Source organism: Peribacillus sp. JNUCC 23 (assembly GCF_053653995.1).
On the sequence record NZ_CM132202.1, the window covers coordinates 1,389,670 to 1,407,564 of the forward strand.

A 17,895-nucleotide genomic window follows, 5' to 3' on the forward strand; every position below is an offset into this window, starting at 1 on the left:
TATATAAAAATACAGTCTTGCATAGGAGTGAAATCATGAAAAACTATTTACATTTATCAAATGGTCAATCTTTTGAGGGAAAATTATTAACTAGAGATATGAACGATGCCATGCAAGGTGAAATTGTCTTTTTTACAGGAATGACAGGCTACCAAGAAGTGTTGACAGACCCTTCATATAAAAATCAAATTGTCGTATTTACGTATCCGTTAATTGGAAATTATGGGATTAACGATGAAGACTTTGAAAGCAGAAAGCCGCATGTAGCTGGTGTAATTGTTTATCAAGGAGATATGAGTTATTCTCATTTTCAAGCCCGTCATTCGCTAAAAGATTATCTCGATAAATGGAATATTCCATTGCTTAGTCAGATCGATACGAGAGCAGTTGTGAAGACGATTCGAAAATTAGGTTCTATGGAAGCTGCGATTACACCTGATCCGAATTATCAAGTGCAAACCAGCTATAATGGAAATACTCAAATAGTATCAGAAGTTTCTTCTAAGGAAATTACGAGTTATGGAAACGGTACAAAGCATGTTGTGCTTCTTGACTTTGGTTACAAGAAATCGATTTTGGACAGTCTAATCAGTCAAAATTGTAAAGTAACGACAGTACCTTTCAATACGGACCTTCAAACGATTCAGAGCCTGAATCCGGATGGTGTAGTCCTATCTAATGGGCCGGGTGATCCAAAGCAACTAAATCATTTACTTGAAAATATCAAAAGCATACTTACTCATTATCCGACGATGGGCATATGTCTTGGTCACCAACTTACAGCTCTTGCATTTGGTGGGAATACGAAGAAAATGCTTTTCGGTCATCGAGGTGCCAATCAGCCAATTGTTGATTTGAAAACGAAACGGGTATACATGAGCTCGCAAAATCACAGCTATGAAGTGGCGGAAGAGAGTTTGATGAACACAGGATTACAGGTACGATTCCGCAATGTGAATGATGGCACAGTTGAAGGTTTGGTCCATACTGAACTACCGATTGTTACGACACAATACCATCCGGAAGCTAACCCAGGCCCAGCGGAAAGCGGGGAACACTTTTCAGAGTTTTTACAGATGATAAATGACTATAGCGGGAGAGAAAAAGCATATGCCTAAGAATCATTCCATACAAACTATCCTAGTAATCGGATCAGGCCCGATTATCATCGGGCAAGCAGCAGAATTTGATTATGCTGGTACTCAAGCATGTTTAGCGCTTAAAGAGGAAGGCTATCGGGTCATTTTAGTGAATAACAACCCAGCTACAATTATGACGGACGACATGAATGCAGATGCAGTATATTTTGAGCCATTAACCTGTGATGTACTTGAAAAAATCATCGCAAAGGAAAAACCAGATGGCTTGCTCGCTACATTAGGAGGCCAAACAGGATTAAATCTTGCGTATCAGCTTCATGAAGCTGGAATTTTGGAAAAGTATGGCGTTACATTGCTCGGGACTCCAATTGACTCCATTAAAAAAGGAGAGGACAGGGAGCTTTTTCGACAATTGATGTTTGAAATCAATGAACCAGTTCCTGAAAGCATGATTGTTCATACCTATGATGAAGCGGTTGCTTTTGCAGAAAAAATTGGGTTTCCGATCATTGTTCGGCCAGCGTATACACTAGGCGGTACTGGTGGCGGTATTGCAGAAGAGATGGACGTATTCAAGGAGCTTGTCAGAGGTGGGCTACAGGAAAGTCCGATTACTCAATGTCTCATTGAGCGGAGCATTGCAGGTTTTAAAGAAATTGAATATGAAGTAATGCGAGACAGCAATCAAACTTGTATCACGATTTGTAATATGGAAAATATCGATCCTGTTGGCATTCATACAGGAGATTCAATTGTTGTGGCACCTTCTCAGACGCTTTCCGATGAAGAATACCAAATGCTACGCTCGGCATCGATTAAAATTATTTCAGCATTAGGGATTATCGGCGGTTGTAATATCCAATTTGCTCTTGATCCGAATAGTAAAAGCTATTATTTAATTGAAGTGAATCCTCGGGTAAGCCGTTCTTCGGCACTTGCTTCAAAAGCGACGGGCTATCCGATTGCCCGCATTGCAGCAAAATTGGCAGTTGGCTATCATTTGTCAGAACTGATCAATCCCGTTACGAAGAGCACGTATGCAAGCTTTGAACCTGCACTTGATTATGTAGCTGTAAAATTTCCTAGATGGCCATTTGATAAATTTCCAACAGCAATGCGTAAGCTTGGAACACAAATGAAGGCGACCGGTGAAGTAATGGCCTTGCATCGAAGTTTTGAAGGAGCTCTTCAAAAAGCCGTTGACTCACTTGAACTAAAGACATTGGGTCTTCAGTTAAAGTCATTAAAAGAAAAATCTTTATCAGACTTGTGGGATATGCTTTATGCGCAAACAGATGAACGAATTTTTGTGATTTTCGAATTACTTCGCAGAAATGTTACAATAGAGGCGATTCATGAAGCAACTAAAATGGACTATTTTTTCTTAGCGAGTTTTTCAACCATAATAGAAATGGAAAAGAATCTTGCTGACAAAAATCTTTATGATCTAACGAAGGAAGAATTCGTGTTCATAAAGGAAAATGGCTTTTCTGATCGTTATTTGGCATCTATATGGGACGCATCAGAATTTGACGTGAGAAAGCAGCGGATAACGCTAGGCGTCACAGCGGCGTATAAAACGGTTGATACATGTGCAGCCGAATTCGAATCTCATACGAATTATTATTACTCGACGTATTTCGGTGAAAATGAGCAGGAAAAGTCAGCTAAACAAAAGGTCTTGATTATCGGCAGTGGACCAATCCGAATTGGGCAAGGGATTGAATTTGATTATTGTTCAGTACACAGTGTTTACGCCCTACAACAAGAACATGTAGAAACTATCATGATTAATAATAATCCTGAAACAGTGAGCACAGATTTTGCCACAGCTGATCGCCTTTACTTTGAACCTTTGACACTTGAGTATGTTTTAAATGTAATAGAGGCAGAAGGGATTCAAGATGTAATCGTTCAATTTGGTGGTCAAACTGCGATTAATCTTGCACAGGGGCTTGAAGAGCAAGGCATTAATTTATTGGGAACATCCTTTGATATCGTTGACCAATTAGAAGATCGTGATCGTTTCTATACGTTGCTACAAAAGCTTGATATTCCTCATGTTCCTGGTGAGATGGCGAATAACGCACAAGAATTACTGAAGCAAGCTGAACAGATTGGCTTTCCTGTTTTATTACGTCCTTCCTATGTAATTGGCGGTCAGGGAATGGAAATCATTCAAGATCGTAAAAGTCTAAATAATCGTTTGAACAATGGAGAATCTCTTGTTTACCCTGTACTTCTTGACTCTTATATACCTGGTCAAGAAGCTGAGATTGATTTAATTGCCGATGGCAGTGATATCTATATACCTTTAGTTGCCGAACATATTGAAAAGGCAGGCGTCCATTCTGGAGACAGCCTAGCTATTTTTCCAAGCACAACTATTTCCAATGAAATGAAAGAAAAAATGGTCGAATACTCGAAGAAAATTGTCGTAGAACTTGGCTATAAAGGATTAATGAATATCCAATTCGTTATCCAAGGTCAAAAGATTTATGTGCTTGAAGTCAATCCACGTGCAAGTCGAACGATTCCTTTAATCAGTAAAATTAGCGGTGTTCCACTTGTCCAAGTTGCGACAAAAATATTGCTTGGGAAATATTCTTTGTCGAATTTACTGGGAAAAATAGGGTTAGAAGATGATTTCTCGTATTCTGCCATTAAATACCCAGTCTTTTCAACATTTGCTTTAAATGGTCTTGATTCGAAAGTTGGACCAGAAATGAAATCGACTGGAGAAGGTATTGCCATTGCGAATACAATCAATGAAGCATTAGCGAAAGTTTATCATGGTCAAAGAGACGTGCATAAAAACGGTTTATTCATTTCCCCTACGATCCATCTAAGTGAGGAAATGTTAAATCGAGTGCTTGATGCAGGAATGGTTATTGCGGATGGTGATTTTGAATCATGGCTTAAACAAGGAAACGGTGCGGCAGTATTGTCATATGGAAAATCTGAGGAAGATCAACATTTGCGATTATTAGCAGCGAAATATCGTATCCTCGCTTTTTCAGAAGAAGAAACTTTCCTTGCATACTTACAATCGCTTTCTGAAAAAGAGATAAAAATTGCTTCACTACAAACTTGGCTTAGTTTAGATAAAAAGGGAGTGACACAAGTATGAGTACAATAATCAAGAACGGAAAAATCATTCAGCAAAAGGATTTTCTTACACTAGCTGATGTTGCTCCTGACTCAATTTTGGAGTTGCTAAAATTAGCTAGTGATATTAAGTCGAAATGGGCAGCTAATGAAGAGTATGCACCATTAAAAGGAAAAACGTTAGGGATGATTTTTGAAAAATCATCAACAAGAACGAGAGTGTCGTTTGAAGTTGGCATGCTACAACTTGGCGGGCATGGCTTGTTTTTAAGCAGCAATGATATCCAGATTGGTCGTGGAGAAACGGTAGCGGATACGGCAAAAGTCTTATCTCAATTCGTTGACGGAATTATGATTCGAACATTTGGGCATGAAAAGATTGAAGAGTTGGCTGCATCGGCAACCATTCCTGTTATTAATGGCTTAACAGATATGTTCCACCCATGTCAGGCACTAGCTGATTTATTGACGATTCAGGAAGTTAAAGGGAAGCTTGCAGGCCTGAAAATGGCATATATTGGCGATGGGAATAATGTCGTACATTCTTTAATGATTGCCTGTGCAAAAACGGGAATTGACTTTTCCATTGCGTGTCCAGCTGGATATGAGCCGAATAAGGAAATTATTGAATACGCGAAAAAAGAGGCTAAGCAACAGGGATGCGAAATTGTCGTGACAGATTCTCCTGCTGAAGCCATAGAAGGTGCTGACATCGTTTATGCAGATGTCTGGACATCAATGGGACAAGAAGCAGAGAATGCCGTTCGATTAGAAGTATTTAAAGAGTATCAAATTAATGCAGAGCTAGTAAAGCATGCGAAAGAAGACTATATTTTCATGCATTGCCTTCCAGCTCACCGTGAGGAAGAGGTAACAGCTGAAATTATTGACGGACCAAATTCTGTCGTTTTTCATCAAGCAGGAAATAGGCTGCATGCTCAAAAAGCGATTTTGGTCGACTTGCTTCAATAAAAATGATTAATGATAATCAAGTTATTGAGAAAAAAGCATGTTTGTTTAAAAATTTCGCCTGAAAATTGCTGATTTTCACGAACATACCATTGATAATCGCACTCGTCTTTGGAAAGACTAAAAGTACAGTCAGCAAAAGGAGAGTGATGATCATGGGTCAAAATCATCAATTTAAATTTGGACAAAAAGCGCCGAATAATGGGGTTTATGTTGAAATAGGTGAAACAGGAAGCACGGTGAATAATCCGAAAAAAGTAAAGCTGAAAGCAGGAGAAGCTTTCCCTGAAAATTCGAATCACAATCGTGTTTGGATGTACCAACGTAAACCATAATCATCAATTCAAATAGAGAACATCAATTGGGTCAGATCTCGTACTCTACATACAGTATCATATACTGTAGTTCGTAGCGGCGAGATCTGCCCCTTTGCTTTTGCCCTTATATAAGCCTTCTTTCTTTAAATTTAGTGGGTTTTATTGTACAATAGACTTAAAGGTCAAAGAAGGTCAAAGTATAGATCATGCCATCTGGCTTAATGTTGGAGGGATACTTATGGATATGGAAAAAATGACAGAAAAATTGCAGGATGCCTTTATAATAAGTCAGGATTATGCTCTTTCCCGAAACAACCAGGAATTGAATGAACTGCATGTTTTACAGGCTCTGTTTGATCAAGATGAAAGCATGTTAATGAGAATTCTTTCAGAGAGTGATCAGCCGATAAATCCATTTGAAGCAATGCTTGAAGAAGAACTAAACAAACTACCGCAAGTAACAGGGAGTACAGAAGGAAAAGGTGTTTATTTAGCAGCATCGCTACGAAACATAATGGAAGTAGCAGAGTCTGAAATGAAACGTTTTTCTGATGAATATTTGTCTGTAGAACACATTCTACTTGCGATACTTAAAGTGAACAAAACTTATACTAAGAAACTATTTTCACCATTCAATGTAAACTATCAGACCGCGTTAAACATTATCAAGGAGATTAGGGGGAATCAGAGAGTGACTAGCCAAAATCCTGAAAGCACATATGAAGTACTAAAGAAATATGGCAGAGATCTTGTGGCAGAAGTAAGGTCTGGGAAAGTCGATCCTATTATTGGAAGAGATTCAGAAATCCGAAATGTCATTCGAATACTTTCGAGAAAAACAAAAAACAACCCTGTGCTTATCGGGGAACCGGGTGTAGGGAAAACCGCTATAGTGGAAGGTCTTGCACAAAGAATTGTACGAAAAGATGTGCCAGAAGGATTGAAAGACAAAACGATATTCTCGCTCGATATGAGTGCACTCGTCGCTGGTGCGAAATTCCGCGGCGAATTTGAAGAGCGCTTAAAAGCAGTTCTAAATGAAGTCAAAAAAAGCGATGGGGAAATTTTATTATTTATTGATGAAATCCACACGATTGTAGGTGCAGGCAGAACCGATGGCGCCCTTGATGCTGGGAATATGTTAAAACCGATGCTTGCCCGCGGCGAATTGCATTGTATTGGTGCAACGACGCTTGATGAGTACCGGAAGTATATTGAAAAAGACCCGGCTCTTGAAAGAAGGTTCCAACAGGTACTTGTATCAGAACCAGACGTTGAGGATACGATATCCATTCTCAGGGGATTGAAAGAACGGTTTGAAATCCATCATGGTGTCAGAATTCATGATCGTGCCATTGTAGCAGCGTCTGTATTGTCTAATCGCTATATTACAGACCGATTTTTACCTGATAAGGCGATTGATCTAGTAGATGAAGCCTGTGCCATGATTCGGACTGAAATCGATTCAATGCCAACTGAACTAGATGAGATTACCCGGAAGGTCATGCAGCTTGAAATTGAAGAAGCCGCACTTCGGAAAGAAAGTGATGAACCGAGCAAAAATAGATTAGCCATTTTGCAAAAAGAACTATCTGAGCAACGTGATCAGGCAAACGCAATGAAAGCACAATGGCAAATGGAGAAATCATCCTTACAGCATGTGTCTGAGCATCGGGAACAATTGGAAAAGCTTCGCCGTGATTTAGAACAAGCAGAAAATGAATATGATTTAAATCGGGCTGCAGAATTACGACATGGATTAATTCCACAAAAGGAAAAAGAACTAGCCGCTCTTGTTGCGAATTTAGAAGAGGATAAACAAGACAAGCGTCTATTACGTGAAGAAGTAACGGAAGAGGAAATTGCGTCGATTGTAGCACGCTGGACAGGAATTCCTGTTACAAAGCTAGTGGAAGGAGAAAGAGAAAAGCTTCTCCGGCTCCCTACAATCCTAAGCGAGCGGGTAATTGGTCAAGATGAAGCAATCGAATTTGTTTCAGACGCGGTCCTCAGAGCAAGAGCAGGCATTAAGGACCCGAATAGACCGATTGGTTCTTTTATCTTTTTAGGACCAACAGGTGTAGGGAAAACAGAGCTAGTAAAGGCACTTGCAGAAACTTTATTTGATAGTGAAAACCAAATGATTCGAATCGATATGTCAGAGTATATGGAGAAACATTCAGTTTCCCGGTTAATCGGGGCACCTCCAGGTTATGTGGGATTTGAAGAAGGAGGACAGCTTACCGAAGCGATCCGACGTAAGCCATATTCCGTTATTTTGCTTGACGAAATTGAAAAAGCGCATCCAGACGTATTCAACATCCTCTTGCAAATGCTTGATGATGGTAGAATTACAGATTCGCAAGGCAGAACCATTGATTGTAAAAACACAGTCATCATTATGACATCAAATATCGGCTCCCATTATTTATTACAGTCCGATTATCGTCAGGATGAAATAGAAGAAACGGTGAAAGAACAAGTGATGAGTGAGTTGCGCAGTCATTTCCGTCCTGAATTCTTAAATCGTGTCGATGATATTATTTTGTTTAAGCCTTTATCGAAATCTGATATTGGAAAAATTGTTGATAAAATGGTCTTTCAACTCCAGGAACGTATTGAGGATCAGCATTTAACACTCACGATCACAGATGAAGCGAAGGAATTCATTGCCGATCAAGGATATGATCCTGTATATGGAGCACGACCGCTTAAACGATTTATCCAAAAGCAAATTGAAACAAAGCTTGCCAGAGAAATTATTGCGGGGAAAGTATCAGATCAACAACAAATTGTATTTGACTATGACGGAGAGAAGATTTTTCTTGTATAAAAAATAACCAGGACTTAACTTCCGCCGGGAAGATGTAGTTTGAAAAGAGGCTGACAATAGTCGGCCTCTTTTACATGCTTCATGATTAAATTAGTGGCTTGTCTTTTCAACCGAATCATTAGGAAGGATTGTAGGCACAATCAGAATTAAGATAGTGCTTACTACTCCTAAAATAGAAGCAGTTGTAAAATTATATGCTACACCAATCATGGAACCGGCAACATATGTTAGCATATGCATCAATATGAATGCCCAGAAAAAAGTCATAAAATAACGCATGGATATTCACCTCATTCTATTGCATTATGTTTATCTTATCATATTTACTATTTCGATAAAATGGGTTTTTATCAATTTTCGAGTAAACTAAAGCTTTTGCCAATAAATATATGACACAACAAGATTTACACGGTATCATAGGTATATAACGTTTCCATTTGAAGGGAAAAATCATAATATATAACAAGTATTAATTAAAAGGAGTAAGACAAATGGACCAACGTACTTTTCAAATGGATGGACAGTGGAGTATTGTTTATTATCCATTTAAACCGAGTGGGTTTTCCATTCTTCTTATTGGTGACAGCGGTCACTTCGTTTGTGAAGGAGATAGTTATTGGCTGCAACACCCTGGCAGACGAGGTATCCTGAATCACTTAAAAGATTCTGGCTACACGCTTTATTCCTCACATCTATATGGAGCAAACTGGGGGAGCAAGAAGGCAGTTGAATTAGCGGAAAAACTTTATTTCATGATGATGAAAAGTGAAATTCTCAATGATAAAATCCATATACTAGCAGAAGGGGCTGGTAGCTTAGTAGCATTAAAGCTTCTTGAGTTTATGGATGACAAAATTCGTTCTGTCGTTTTAATTGATCCTTGGTTATCGATAAAGTCACCGTTATTGAGAGAAAGGGAAAACAAACTGTACTATAAAAAATGGCTTCGAGAGGTAGCGTTCGCCTATGATAGAGGCCTAAATGAGATTGAAGAATATATTGAAACTATGCCGGATCATCCAATTCCAACACATACTCCTCTGAAAATTATTCGCGTTCTAGGCAACAATGATACGGCTCAGGCAAATCATTATAAACAACTCAATGAACAAAAGAGAAAAAATCTAGAAATGGTTTATTTACTCCCAGAAAAAAGATACAAGATTCCTTATCAAATCCAGCAGTTTTTCAAGAAAAATGAAGATACAATTTGAATTTAGAACTATTTACAATAGATTAGGCATACGATACAGCATGTAGTGGAAAGGCTCTAGTCATAACCTAGTCCTAGATTAGGGGGGACATGATGGATCAAACGATAATCGTAGGCATGTATCAATTTGTCGGGTTTCACTTAACAAAATATCTGCTAGAACATGGTAATGATGTAATAGGGATAGATTGGGAATTAAATGAGGAAAAAGAGCTCGAAATCGGTAGAAACGCAAATTTTTCTTTCCAGAAGCCTAGTAGTTTATCAGACATGAACGTATCAAATGAGAAGACCATTTATATTTCTTGGTATGACTTCAATAAACGAAGAAGTGTTTTTTCAGTTGAGGAGACAGAGGAAATCCTTCTTGCTCTTCACAGTTGGAGTATGCTCCCAAATGAAAATCGGCCGGCGGTAGTTCTCCTCTATCCACTGGGAGTAGAAAGTCAGCAGATTCTTACGATCGTTGAACAAGCCGAATGGATGAAGGTGGTTTATCTACCAACGATTTATGGACCAGGTCAGTCTGAGGAGTCGGCATTTGAGGTAAGTATTCAGAAAAAAAGTAGATCAGAAATTGAAAAGGCGTTAGCATGTGAATACAAAAATGATGCCATCTTTATCGATGATTTATTGGCCAGTTTACCTCAAATTACAACATTGAATGAAAGATTAATTACTGTTAAAAGTAAACAAGAAAATCAATGGTCGCTATGTGCTCAGCTAGTATTTCATCAGGAATTATTAGAAGGACTTAGAGGAAATTCTGAAATTGATTCAAAACATCAAACCTTTGTGTTTGAAATAGAAAACCATACTACACCTGAAGAGGGCATTGCATTACAGGTACAGCATGGCAATCATTGATTGGTGAATGAGTTATCTAGTCATTCATAAATAGAATAGGTAAATTCCTTTTCATTTCTCTCATGTATGGGTATTATATTCAATATGAATATCTAATACAGTTTTAAGAATGTAAGTCATCCTTGATACAGACCTTGTTTTCAAAATTTGCTCAAATTGAATGGTTAGATAGGATTTCGAGATGAGGATACTACGATGGTCAAGGAACTTGCTTTTTTTAGAGGAGGATTAACCATGCAAAACGATAAAACAATGGAATTCATGGCGATTGCGATGAAGTATTTTCCAGAAGCTAAAGCAAAACTTGAAGAATCAGGTGTAGAGGTTTCTATGGAAATGGCAATGCCGTTTCTTGAAATTTTCAAAAGTGTCATGTATGAAGCATATGAACTAGGAAAAAAAGATGCAGTAAATCAATAATAAATAAAAGAGGGTGGAATTTCGCATTCCACCCTCTTTTATTTATCCCGGTTTAACAGGCTGTAATATCCCCACCTCAATGTTTGTTTAGAGAATCAAGAAAAAATTGGTGGGGATAAACAGCCTGTAAATCCCCGATTGGTGAGATACAGTGAAACTTAGCTTTGTGGTTTTCAAAGGTTTAGTTGAACCAATCGGGTTCGTAGTGTCGCTTTATCGAAGATTTAGCGACAGTAGAACGGGACTAACCATCACTTTATTTTCCTTTAACTTGGGACAATAGTTGAGCGAAAAGCGGATTGAATTTCTGGAGGGAAGGCTTCGTTTTCTCGTAGAGAGATAGTAAAGTATCGACATTTTCCATCAATTGAATGTAATCGATATCAGATGTAGTTTCTTTTGCAATAGATTCTGTTTCTGTTTCAGGTTCCTTTCTCTTTGAAAACATCATCCTTGAGAAAAGATCAGTATTATGGGACTGTTTATGATCCGTCATGTATGAATTCCTCCTTTTTATTTGAGTTGATGATATTAATCTAGCATTTAGTGTATTGTATGGGAATGGTTGGCTCCTTGCTTAGGCTCTTGTCCAACTTTTTCTGGATGTGAATCTTTTACTCTTTTTATTCATGCTCTTGCAACATGAGCTTCTTTAATATAAAATTAGCACCAGGTAATAATAATTGATGATAATAACGGATTAATAATAGATAGGGGATGGCAAAATGAATGCAGGAATAATTGGAATTGGACGCTATTTGCCGGAGAAAGTGTTAACGAATTTAGATTTGGAAAAAATGGTAGAAACGTCAGATGAATGGATTAAGACTAGAACTGGTATTGAGGAACGAAGAATCGCTAATGATGATATGGATACATCAGATATGGCCTATGAAGCGGCTTTACAAGCAATCAAAAATGCGGATATAGACGCAAAAGATATTGACTTGATTTTAGTTGCGACTGTGACACCGGATCGGCCGTTTCCCACTGTAGCATGTATGTTACAAGACAAGCTTGGCGCATCAAAGGCTGCCGCGATGGATATAAGTGCTGCATGTGCCGGCTTCATGTATGGCATGGTAACTGCAGAGCAATTCGTTAAAACGGGGACATACAAACATGTGTTGGTTGTCGGAGTTGAGAAGCTTTCAAAAGTTACTGACTGGGAAGACCGAAATACGGCCGTTTTATTTGGTGACGGTGCAGGTGCGGCTGTGATTAGTCAGGTTTCAGATAATCGAGGTATTCTTTCATTCGAGTTAGGCGCAAATGGTGCAGGTGGAGATCATTTGTATCAAGATACTGGAAGTAAAATTATCATGAATGGTCGCGAAGTATTTAAGTTCGCTGTACGTCAAATGGGAGAATCATGTATAACGGTTCTTGATAAGGCTGGGCTATCAAAAGAAGATGTAGATTTCCTTATCCCTCATCAAGCAAATATTCGAATTATGGAAGCGGCGAGGGAAAGACTTGGGCTGCCAATTGAAAAAATGTCTACTACAATTAGAAAATATGGAAACACTTCTTCAGCCTCAATTCCAGTTGCATTGTTTGAAGAACTTGAAGCAGGAAAAATCAAAGATGGTGATCTAGTTGTGATGGTCGGCTTTGGCGGCGGATTAACTTGGGGAGCCATAGCTATGCGCTGGGGGAAATAATATAGAACCTTGCGACGGTTATTTCTAAATAAAGAAGGGAGAATACTATATGACGAAACGAAGAGTTGTTGTAACGGGAATTGGTGCTGTTACACCCCTTGGGAATGATGCTAAGACAACCTGGGAGAACATACTTGAAGGTAAATCAGGCATAGGTCCATTAACGCGATTAAATGCAGATGAGTATCCTGCTAAGGTAGCAGCAGAATTAAAAGAATTTAACATCGAAGAATATGTGGATCGTAAAGAAGCCCGAAAAATGGACCGATTCACACATTATGCTGTAGCAGCTTCCACAATGGCGGTAAAAGACGCTAATTTAGAAATTAATGATATGAATGCAGATCGAATCGGTGTATGGATTGGTTCAGGGATTGGTGGAATGGAAACGTTCGAAAACCAACATGAAAACTTTTTAAATCGAGGCTATAAGAGAGTAAGTCCATTCTTTGTTCCGATGATGATTCCTGATATGGCCTCTGGTCAAGTTTCGATTGCCTTAGGCGCAAAAGGAATCAACTCATGTACAGTTACAGCATGTGCATCTGGTACGAACTCAATCGGTGATGCATTCAAGGCGATCCAACGTGGTGATGCTGATGCAATGATTACGGGTGGAGCAGAAGCCCCAATTACAAAAATGGCTGTGGCTGGATTTTGCGCAAATACTGCCTTATCGACAAACCCTGATCCGAATACAGCGAGCCGTCCTTTTGATGTAAAACGTGATGGCTTTGTTATTGGAGAAGGTGCTGGCATTATCGTTTTGGAAGACCTAGAGTTTGCACGAAAACGCGGTGCCACCATTTACTGTGAAATCGTCGGATATGGTTCAACTGGTGATGCTTACCATATTACCGCACCAGCTCCAGGCGGTGAAGGTGGGGCAAGAGCAATGAAGCAAGCAGTGAGTGATGCGGACCTCAAACCGGAAGATATTCAGTATATAAATGCGCATGGAACGAGCACAGCTTATAATGACAAATATGAAACAATGGCGATAAAAGAAGTTTTTGGCCAACATGCAAATAAATTGGCAGTAAGCTCGACTAAATCGATGACAGGACATTTGCTAGGAGCAGCTGGCGGTGTGGAAGCTATTTTTACTGCACTAGCTATTCGTGATCAAATCTTGCCACCGACGATTAATTTGGAAAATGCTGATCCAGATTGTGACTTAGACTACGTTGCCAATACAGCTCGTAAAGCAGAGGTTACAGCTGCCTTAAGCAACTCATTGGGCTTCGGTGGTCATAATGCAACAATCGTCTTAAAAAAATATGAAGACTAAAAAATAATTGATAGATTCTCTACTACATTTTAGGATGTCCTATGAGGGTCAGATTGCACACTACATCTAGTTCATAGTGCTACATACACTACATTTGAACGCTATAGTTGTTATGCTGTCTGATCCTTTAGTGTGCGACGTCCAAATGGGAAGAGAATCTTTTTTTTGATTATAAACGGAAAGGCTATGTTAAATGACGATGTATGAGCCACAGGTAAAAAGTGAAGTAATCCTTCAGCTAAACCAGAAAATCTTGTATAGCGATATACAAAATAAATTGTATTCATATTGGATTAGAAAATTTATTAAACTACTTCGGGAAAATACCATTCATTGACTGTATCATCATTGGCTGCCCAACATATGATGGATAAAACATAGTGGGGGTGAGGGTGATGGGAATTATTGAAACGAATGTTTGGCTTCAAAACAATAGTAGCCCAAAAGAAATATGTAAACACTTAGAAGGCGAATTCCCGAAAATGAGACCGAATAATATATATCGGTTGTTACAGCAACATGGGATGTATCGAGATTCACGCCAAGCAAAAAGAGACATAGAATCTTTAGTTTCAGAGAGCATCTGGAGTAAAGTAACGGCTATTTTTCAGCGCTACCAAAGGTTATGGAAAGGCCCAGATATCCCTGTTTATATTTTCCCAATGAATGCAGGGGGCTTATTCAATCAATCACTAGATACAAAATCTGGTTTAGCTTTTCGGGATAAATTATTCCTTTTTGTCCGTCCTGGTATTAGTTTGAAGGAACTTACCGCTGTGTTTATTCATGAATACCATCACGTCTGTAGGTTAGCTTGCGTTAAGCAAAATGAAAATGATTTCACGTTGCTTGATCGAATGGTCATGGAGGGCTTAGCAGAACATGCTGTCATGACCTACCTTGGGAAGGAGTACTTAGCAAAATGGACCAGCTTATATTCGGATGAGCAGTCGAAACATTATTGGGAGAAATACCTTAAAGAAGATATTCAGCTGAAGCGTAACGAGAGAAAACATGACCAATTATTACTTGGAAAATCACCTTATCCAAACATGCTCGGTTATAGCACTGGCTATTTTTTGGTGAAACAGAAAAACGATCTTACAGTGAAAAAAACATTCGCGGTCTCATCTGAAGATTTTATTTTGGGGGCAAAGGGAACGGGCTTAGGTTAAATGTAATTAAGAGGTTGTATCTAATGGTAACGTCTTATATAGAGGAATCTTTTCGTGTTTTAAAACCGCATTTTTTTGGTTCCGGCTCGCAAAGGTTAGAAAGGGAGGCTGAAACACGCGCCAATATGGGGGGATTGCTTAAATTGCCCTCTTGCATATCACCAGGCAAGGGTTTCTTGAAAACGCTATCAAGTGTATGTAGATCAATCAGTTTTTTTGAGGTAAAACCTGTAATCTAGTGAAGTGCACCTCATCCTTGTTTCTTAGAAAAGAAAAATAATCATCTGCCTATAAAAGGAATAAATTCTCTCACAACTGCCTATACTGATGGACAAATAGAACTAAGTAAGCGAGGGGTCAAATGATGTTATATCTTCATGATGTTTGGGTGAATTGGTTTGAAGGAGAAGAAAACGGCTACAATATTTGCCATTTTCATGAATGGAGAAAAGATGACGGAATTGAACTACTCGATCAAGTTCCGCTTTTAAAAATTTCGTCAACCCTTTTTCATTACATAGAAAATGATTTGTCTGAATTACCGAAAGCACTACTCAATGATATTTATCAAAAAGCCTATGCAAGAAAAAACCATGAAAGAATTCAATTGGATTATTGCTTTGTCATTACAGACGGAAGTGGGATACTAGCAATTGATACAATTGGCTATCACATTCCCATTCGGAAAAGCAGGCTAATTCCACGCCAAGAGCAAATTGTATACGACATGATTGAAAACAATCCTGCCTTAGAGTACACATTTACTGATAATGCTGCAACGGAAAAAGAATATCATATATTATCACCATCACCGCAATATATGGAAGGTCTTACCCGGAAAGAACGCCAATTAAAACAGCTTTTATTTATGGCTATGGATCAACTATTTACAGCCAAACACACAGCTGAAATTCGCTACTGGTTTACAGAGTGGTCACCAGAAAAATATGAAAGTATACAGGAGATGAATTTCGAGGAAGCTTGGGTTGGATTATATGAAGAAATGAAAGCAGGCTGGTCAGATAAACATCTTCACATGTGTGAGTACTTGGTAAAAGGCCAACCATTTTTTGAAAAGCTATGGGAAATGGAAGTCGGCGACAGTCAGTCCATGTTATAAAATAGACACAGAAAAAGACGTACTCAGAAACGAGACGTCTTTTTCTATTGGCCAATCATCATTGCAATTTAGTTACTTTCTTTTACGTCCTAATCCCATACCATTAGACATTTTGCGGAGCATTTTATTTGCTTCGATATTTGCTTTTTGGGCACCTCGATCTAAAATTTCATCCAGTTCAGTAGACTCAAGTAGACGATAGTAGCGATCCTGAATCGGTTGGATTTCTGCGAGAACGACATCTACTAATCCCGATTTAAAGTCGCCATATCCTTTACCTTCATATATCGCTTCGATTTCAGCAATCGATTTACCACTAAAGATGCTATAAATGGAAAGAAGATTAGAGACGCCTGGTTTATTTTCTTTGTCGTACTTGACAATACCTTCTGAATCGGTAACTGCACTTTTAATTTTCTTTTCAATTTGTTTTGGATCATCTAATAAGGCAATCGTCGCTTTTTTATTTGGATCAGATTTACTCATTTTCTTTTCAGGCTCTTGCAGAGACATAATCCTTGCGCCAGCTTTTGGTAGGCTAATTTCAGGAATCGTAAAGATCTCGCCATATTTCCGATTGAAACGTTCAGCCAAATCCCGAGTTAATTCAATATGCTGCTTTTGATCTTCACCAACAGGTACAAGATCTGAATTATATAGAAGGATGTCGGCGACCATCAATGGTGGGTATGTAAGTAAACCAGCTGACACGCCATCTTTCCCAGCAGATTTGTCTTTAAATTGAGTCATTCTTTCCAACTCGCCAATATAAACATTGCATGTCATCATCCAGCCTGCTTGGGCATGTGCTGGCACTTCAGATTGGATAAAGATCGTATTCTTTTCTGGATCTAAGCCAATTGCCAGATATAACGCTGCAAGATTACGGATATTTTTTCTTAATTCTAATCGATCTTGTGGAACAGTAATTGCGTGCTGATCGACAACACAAAAGTAGCAGTCATATTCATGTTGAAGTTCGACGAATTGCTTCATCGCGCCAATATAGTTGCCTAATGTTATTGAACCGGTAGGCTGTATGCCTGAAAAAATCCTTTTCACCTATTGTCACTCCCTGTATAAGCTTAAAAAATAATAGTAAGTTTACTTCTTTCATTGTAGAGATATTTACTGTTGAAATCTACTTATTTTCCTTACAGCATCGCCATTATTGCAAAAAATCATAAGTAATAAATATATAATCCAATAATTAAAATGAGTAACAGAATGAATCCAGTTGAGAAAGGGATACTAAGGTTCAACGTTATTAAATCAGAAAGGCGACGCATTTCGCCTTCTTCTTCCGTCTCTGTACTTTTACTTGGCAATACTTTACGAAAGCTATAATGGATGACATCAAAAAAACCTTTTTGTAGTACCAACGTAAATAAAGAGAAGATTAATAAGCATCCAGTTATATAAAAGATCATATCAAGGAAAGAACGCAAGGTTATCTCATGATACAAGACTAGAGATAAAATTAAAGAAAGCAAAACCATTGCAACTGTCCAAATCATCGTTTTTTTCATTTTCACTACCCTCTCTACATGTTACTAAAAAAAGTATACCAAAACATAATGAGGTACATGTAATAAGTTGTTGTTATTTAAATATAATAATTATTTTTTAAAAAAGGTGATTACAAAAAAACTAAAAAAGTAATTAGGTACTATTTTAAAAATGAAAAGGCTTAATTTTGTGAAAATTACAATTAAATTTACGATTAGTAGGTAAAAAAAGTAAGTATACTTATTTTTTTAAAAATGATTACGAGACATTAAATTATTTTTAAATATTTATGTACAAATTCTTAATTTT

The 17,895-nt window shown here is 38.2% G+C and carries 16 protein-coding genes; 12 read left to right on the forward strand and 4 right to left on the reverse strand.

Annotation, left to right across the window (positions count from 1 at the left end; genetic code table 11):
• The first annotated feature begins 35 nt into the window (after window positions 1-35).
• The 5 genes from JNUCC23_RS06655 to clpB all read left to right on the forward strand — a co-directional run bounded on the left by JNUCC23_RS06655 (window position 36) and on the right by clpB (window position 8,327).
• Window positions 36-1,118, forward strand: coding sequence for a carbamoyl phosphate synthase small subunit (locus JNUCC23_RS06655; RefSeq protein WP_454214920.1), 1,083 nt, complete (start codon window positions 36-38; stop codon window positions 1,116-1,118).
• On the forward strand, window positions 1,111-4,230 hold the full coding sequence (locus JNUCC23_RS06660; RefSeq protein ID WP_454214922.1) for a carbamoyl phosphate synthase large subunit: 3,120 nt from the start codon (window positions 1,111-1,113) through the stop codon (window positions 4,228-4,230). Before JNUCC23_RS06655 ends, JNUCC23_RS06660 begins: the two co-directional genes overlap by 8 nt.
• Window positions 4,227-5,180: an ornithine carbamoyltransferase gene (gene argF / locus JNUCC23_RS06665; RefSeq protein WP_403072760.1), complete on the forward strand. Its 954-nt coding sequence runs from the start codon at window positions 4,227-4,229 to the stop codon at window positions 5,178-5,180. The genes JNUCC23_RS06660 and argF overlap by 4 nt, the downstream gene beginning before the upstream one ends.
• A gap of 152 nt (window positions 5,181-5,332) precedes the next feature.
• Window positions 5,333-5,512, forward strand: a complete 180-nt coding sequence (locus JNUCC23_RS06670) for a YjzC family protein (RefSeq protein WP_062182126.1) — start codon at window positions 5,333-5,335, stop codon at window positions 5,510-5,512.
• Between the two features lie 220 nt (window positions 5,513-5,732).
• Window positions 5,733-8,327, forward strand: coding sequence for an ATP-dependent chaperone ClpB (gene clpB / locus JNUCC23_RS06675; RefSeq protein ID WP_454214924.1), 2,595 nt, complete (start codon window positions 5,733-5,735; stop codon window positions 8,325-8,327).
• Between the two features lie 90 nt (window positions 8,328-8,417).
• Here the strand turns inward: clpB and JNUCC23_RS06680 are convergent, their stop codons facing one another.
• Window positions 8,418-8,606 carry a YjzD family protein gene (locus JNUCC23_RS06680; protein ID WP_062182120.1) on the reverse strand — a complete coding sequence of 63 codons (189 nt, stop codon included), beginning with the start codon at window positions 8,604-8,606 and terminating at the stop codon, window positions 8,418-8,420.
• A 212-nt stretch (window positions 8,607-8,818) separates the two neighbouring features.
• Between JNUCC23_RS06680 and JNUCC23_RS06685 the strand changes: the two genes are divergently transcribed.
• From JNUCC23_RS06685 to JNUCC23_RS06695, 3 genes are all read left to right on the forward strand, one after another.
• On the forward strand, window positions 8,819-9,541 hold the full coding sequence (locus JNUCC23_RS06685; RefSeq protein WP_403072769.1) for a hydrolase: 723 nt from the start codon (window positions 8,819-8,821) through the stop codon (window positions 9,539-9,541).
• 92 nt (window positions 9,542-9,633) lie between these two features.
• On the forward strand, window positions 9,634-10,407 hold the full coding sequence (locus JNUCC23_RS06690; protein WP_454214927.1) for a hypothetical protein: 774 nt from the start codon (window positions 9,634-9,636) through the stop codon (window positions 10,405-10,407).
• A gap of 234 nt (window positions 10,408-10,641) precedes the next feature.
• Complete coding sequence (locus tag JNUCC23_RS06695; protein WP_062182111.1) at window positions 10,642-10,827, forward strand: ComZ family protein; 186 nt, start codon at window positions 10,642-10,644, stop codon at window positions 10,825-10,827.
• Window positions 10,828-11,083: 256 nt separating this feature from the next.
• On the opposite strand, the gene JNUCC23_RS06700 is transcribed toward JNUCC23_RS06695, so the two are convergent.
• On the reverse strand, window positions 11,084-11,323 hold the full coding sequence (locus JNUCC23_RS06700) for a hypothetical protein (protein ID WP_062182108.1): 240 nt from the start codon (window positions 11,321-11,323) through the stop codon (window positions 11,084-11,086).
• A gap of 229 nt (window positions 11,324-11,552) precedes the next feature.
• Between JNUCC23_RS06700 and JNUCC23_RS06705 the strand changes: the two genes are divergently transcribed.
• The 4 genes from JNUCC23_RS06705 (at window position 11,553) to JNUCC23_RS06720 (ending at window position 16,077) form a co-directional block, all read left to right on the forward strand.
• Window positions 11,553-12,491, forward strand: coding sequence for a beta-ketoacyl-ACP synthase III (locus tag JNUCC23_RS06705; protein WP_403072777.1), 939 nt, complete (start codon window positions 11,553-11,555; stop codon window positions 12,489-12,491).
• Window positions 12,492-12,540: 49 nt separating this feature from the next.
• Window positions 12,541-13,782 (forward strand): beta-ketoacyl-ACP synthase II, encoded by a 1,242-nt coding sequence (gene fabF / locus JNUCC23_RS06710; RefSeq protein ID WP_454214930.1) that lies wholly within the window; start codon window positions 12,541-12,543, stop codon window positions 13,780-13,782.
• A 395-nt stretch (window positions 13,783-14,177) separates the two neighbouring features.
• The gene (locus tag JNUCC23_RS06715; RefSeq protein WP_454214931.1) at window positions 14,178-14,957 is read left to right on the forward strand and encodes a DUF2268 domain-containing protein; all 780 of its coding nucleotides are present in this window, start codon (window positions 14,178-14,180) and stop codon (window positions 14,955-14,957) included.
• Window positions 14,958-15,321: 364 nt separating this feature from the next.
• Entirely contained in the window at window positions 15,322-16,077 is a 756-nt protein-coding gene (locus tag JNUCC23_RS06720; RefSeq protein WP_403073979.1) for a YjbA family protein, read from the forward strand.
• Between the two features lie 72 nt (window positions 16,078-16,149).
• On the opposite strand, the gene trpS is transcribed toward JNUCC23_RS06720, so the two are convergent.
• Window positions 16,150-17,139: a tryptophan--tRNA ligase gene (trpS, locus tag JNUCC23_RS06725; protein ID WP_403072785.1), complete on the reverse strand. Its 990-nt coding sequence runs from the start codon at window positions 17,137-17,139 to the stop codon at window positions 16,150-16,152.
• 119 nt (window positions 17,140-17,258) lie between these two features.
• On the reverse strand, window positions 17,259-17,606 hold the full coding sequence (locus tag JNUCC23_RS06730) for a DUF3899 domain-containing protein (protein ID WP_062182087.1): 348 nt from the start codon (window positions 17,604-17,606) through the stop codon (window positions 17,259-17,261).
• Between the last annotated feature and the right edge of the window lie 289 nt (window positions 17,607-17,895).

Coding starts and splice junctions, on each gene's coding strand:
- JNUCC23_RS06655 (WP_454214920.1), top strand. CDS start 36: ATGAAAAACTATTTACATTTATCAAATGGTCAATCTTTTGAGGGAAAA.
- JNUCC23_RS06660 (WP_454214922.1), top strand. CDS start 1,111: ATGCCTAAGAATCATTCCATACAAACTATCCTAGTAATCGGATCAGGC.
- argF (WP_403072760.1), top strand. CDS start 4,227: ATGAGTACAATAATCAAGAACGGAAAAATCATTCAGCAAAAGGATTTT.
- JNUCC23_RS06670 (WP_062182126.1), top strand. CDS start 5,333: ATGGGTCAAAATCATCAATTTAAATTTGGACAAAAAGCGCCGAATAAT.
- clpB (WP_454214924.1), top strand. CDS start 5,733: ATGGATATGGAAAAAATGACAGAAAAATTGCAGGATGCCTTTATAATA.
- JNUCC23_RS06680 (WP_062182120.1), bottom strand. CDS start 8,606: ATGCGTTATTTTATGACTTTTTTCTGGGCATTCATATTGATGCATATG.
- JNUCC23_RS06685 (WP_403072769.1), top strand. CDS start 8,819: ATGGACCAACGTACTTTTCAAATGGATGGACAGTGGAGTATTGTTTAT.
- JNUCC23_RS06690 (WP_454214927.1), top strand. CDS start 9,634: ATGGATCAAACGATAATCGTAGGCATGTATCAATTTGTCGGGTTTCAC.
- JNUCC23_RS06695 (WP_062182111.1), top strand. CDS start 10,642: ATGCAAAACGATAAAACAATGGAATTCATGGCGATTGCGATGAAGTAT.
- JNUCC23_RS06700 (WP_062182108.1), bottom strand. CDS start 11,323: ATGACGGATCATAAACAGTCCCATAATACTGATCTTTTCTCAAGGATG.
- JNUCC23_RS06705 (WP_403072777.1), top strand. CDS start 11,553: ATGAATGCAGGAATAATTGGAATTGGACGCTATTTGCCGGAGAAAGTG.
- fabF (WP_454214930.1), top strand. CDS start 12,541: ATGACGAAACGAAGAGTTGTTGTAACGGGAATTGGTGCTGTTACACCC.
- JNUCC23_RS06715 (WP_454214931.1), top strand. CDS start 14,178: ATGGGAATTATTGAAACGAATGTTTGGCTTCAAAACAATAGTAGCCCA.
- JNUCC23_RS06720 (WP_403073979.1), top strand. CDS start 15,322: ATGTTATATCTTCATGATGTTTGGGTGAATTGGTTTGAAGGAGAAGAA.
- JNUCC23_RS06730 (WP_062182087.1), bottom strand. CDS start 17,606: ATGAAAAAAACGATGATTTGGACAGTTGCAATGGTTTTGCTTTCTTTA.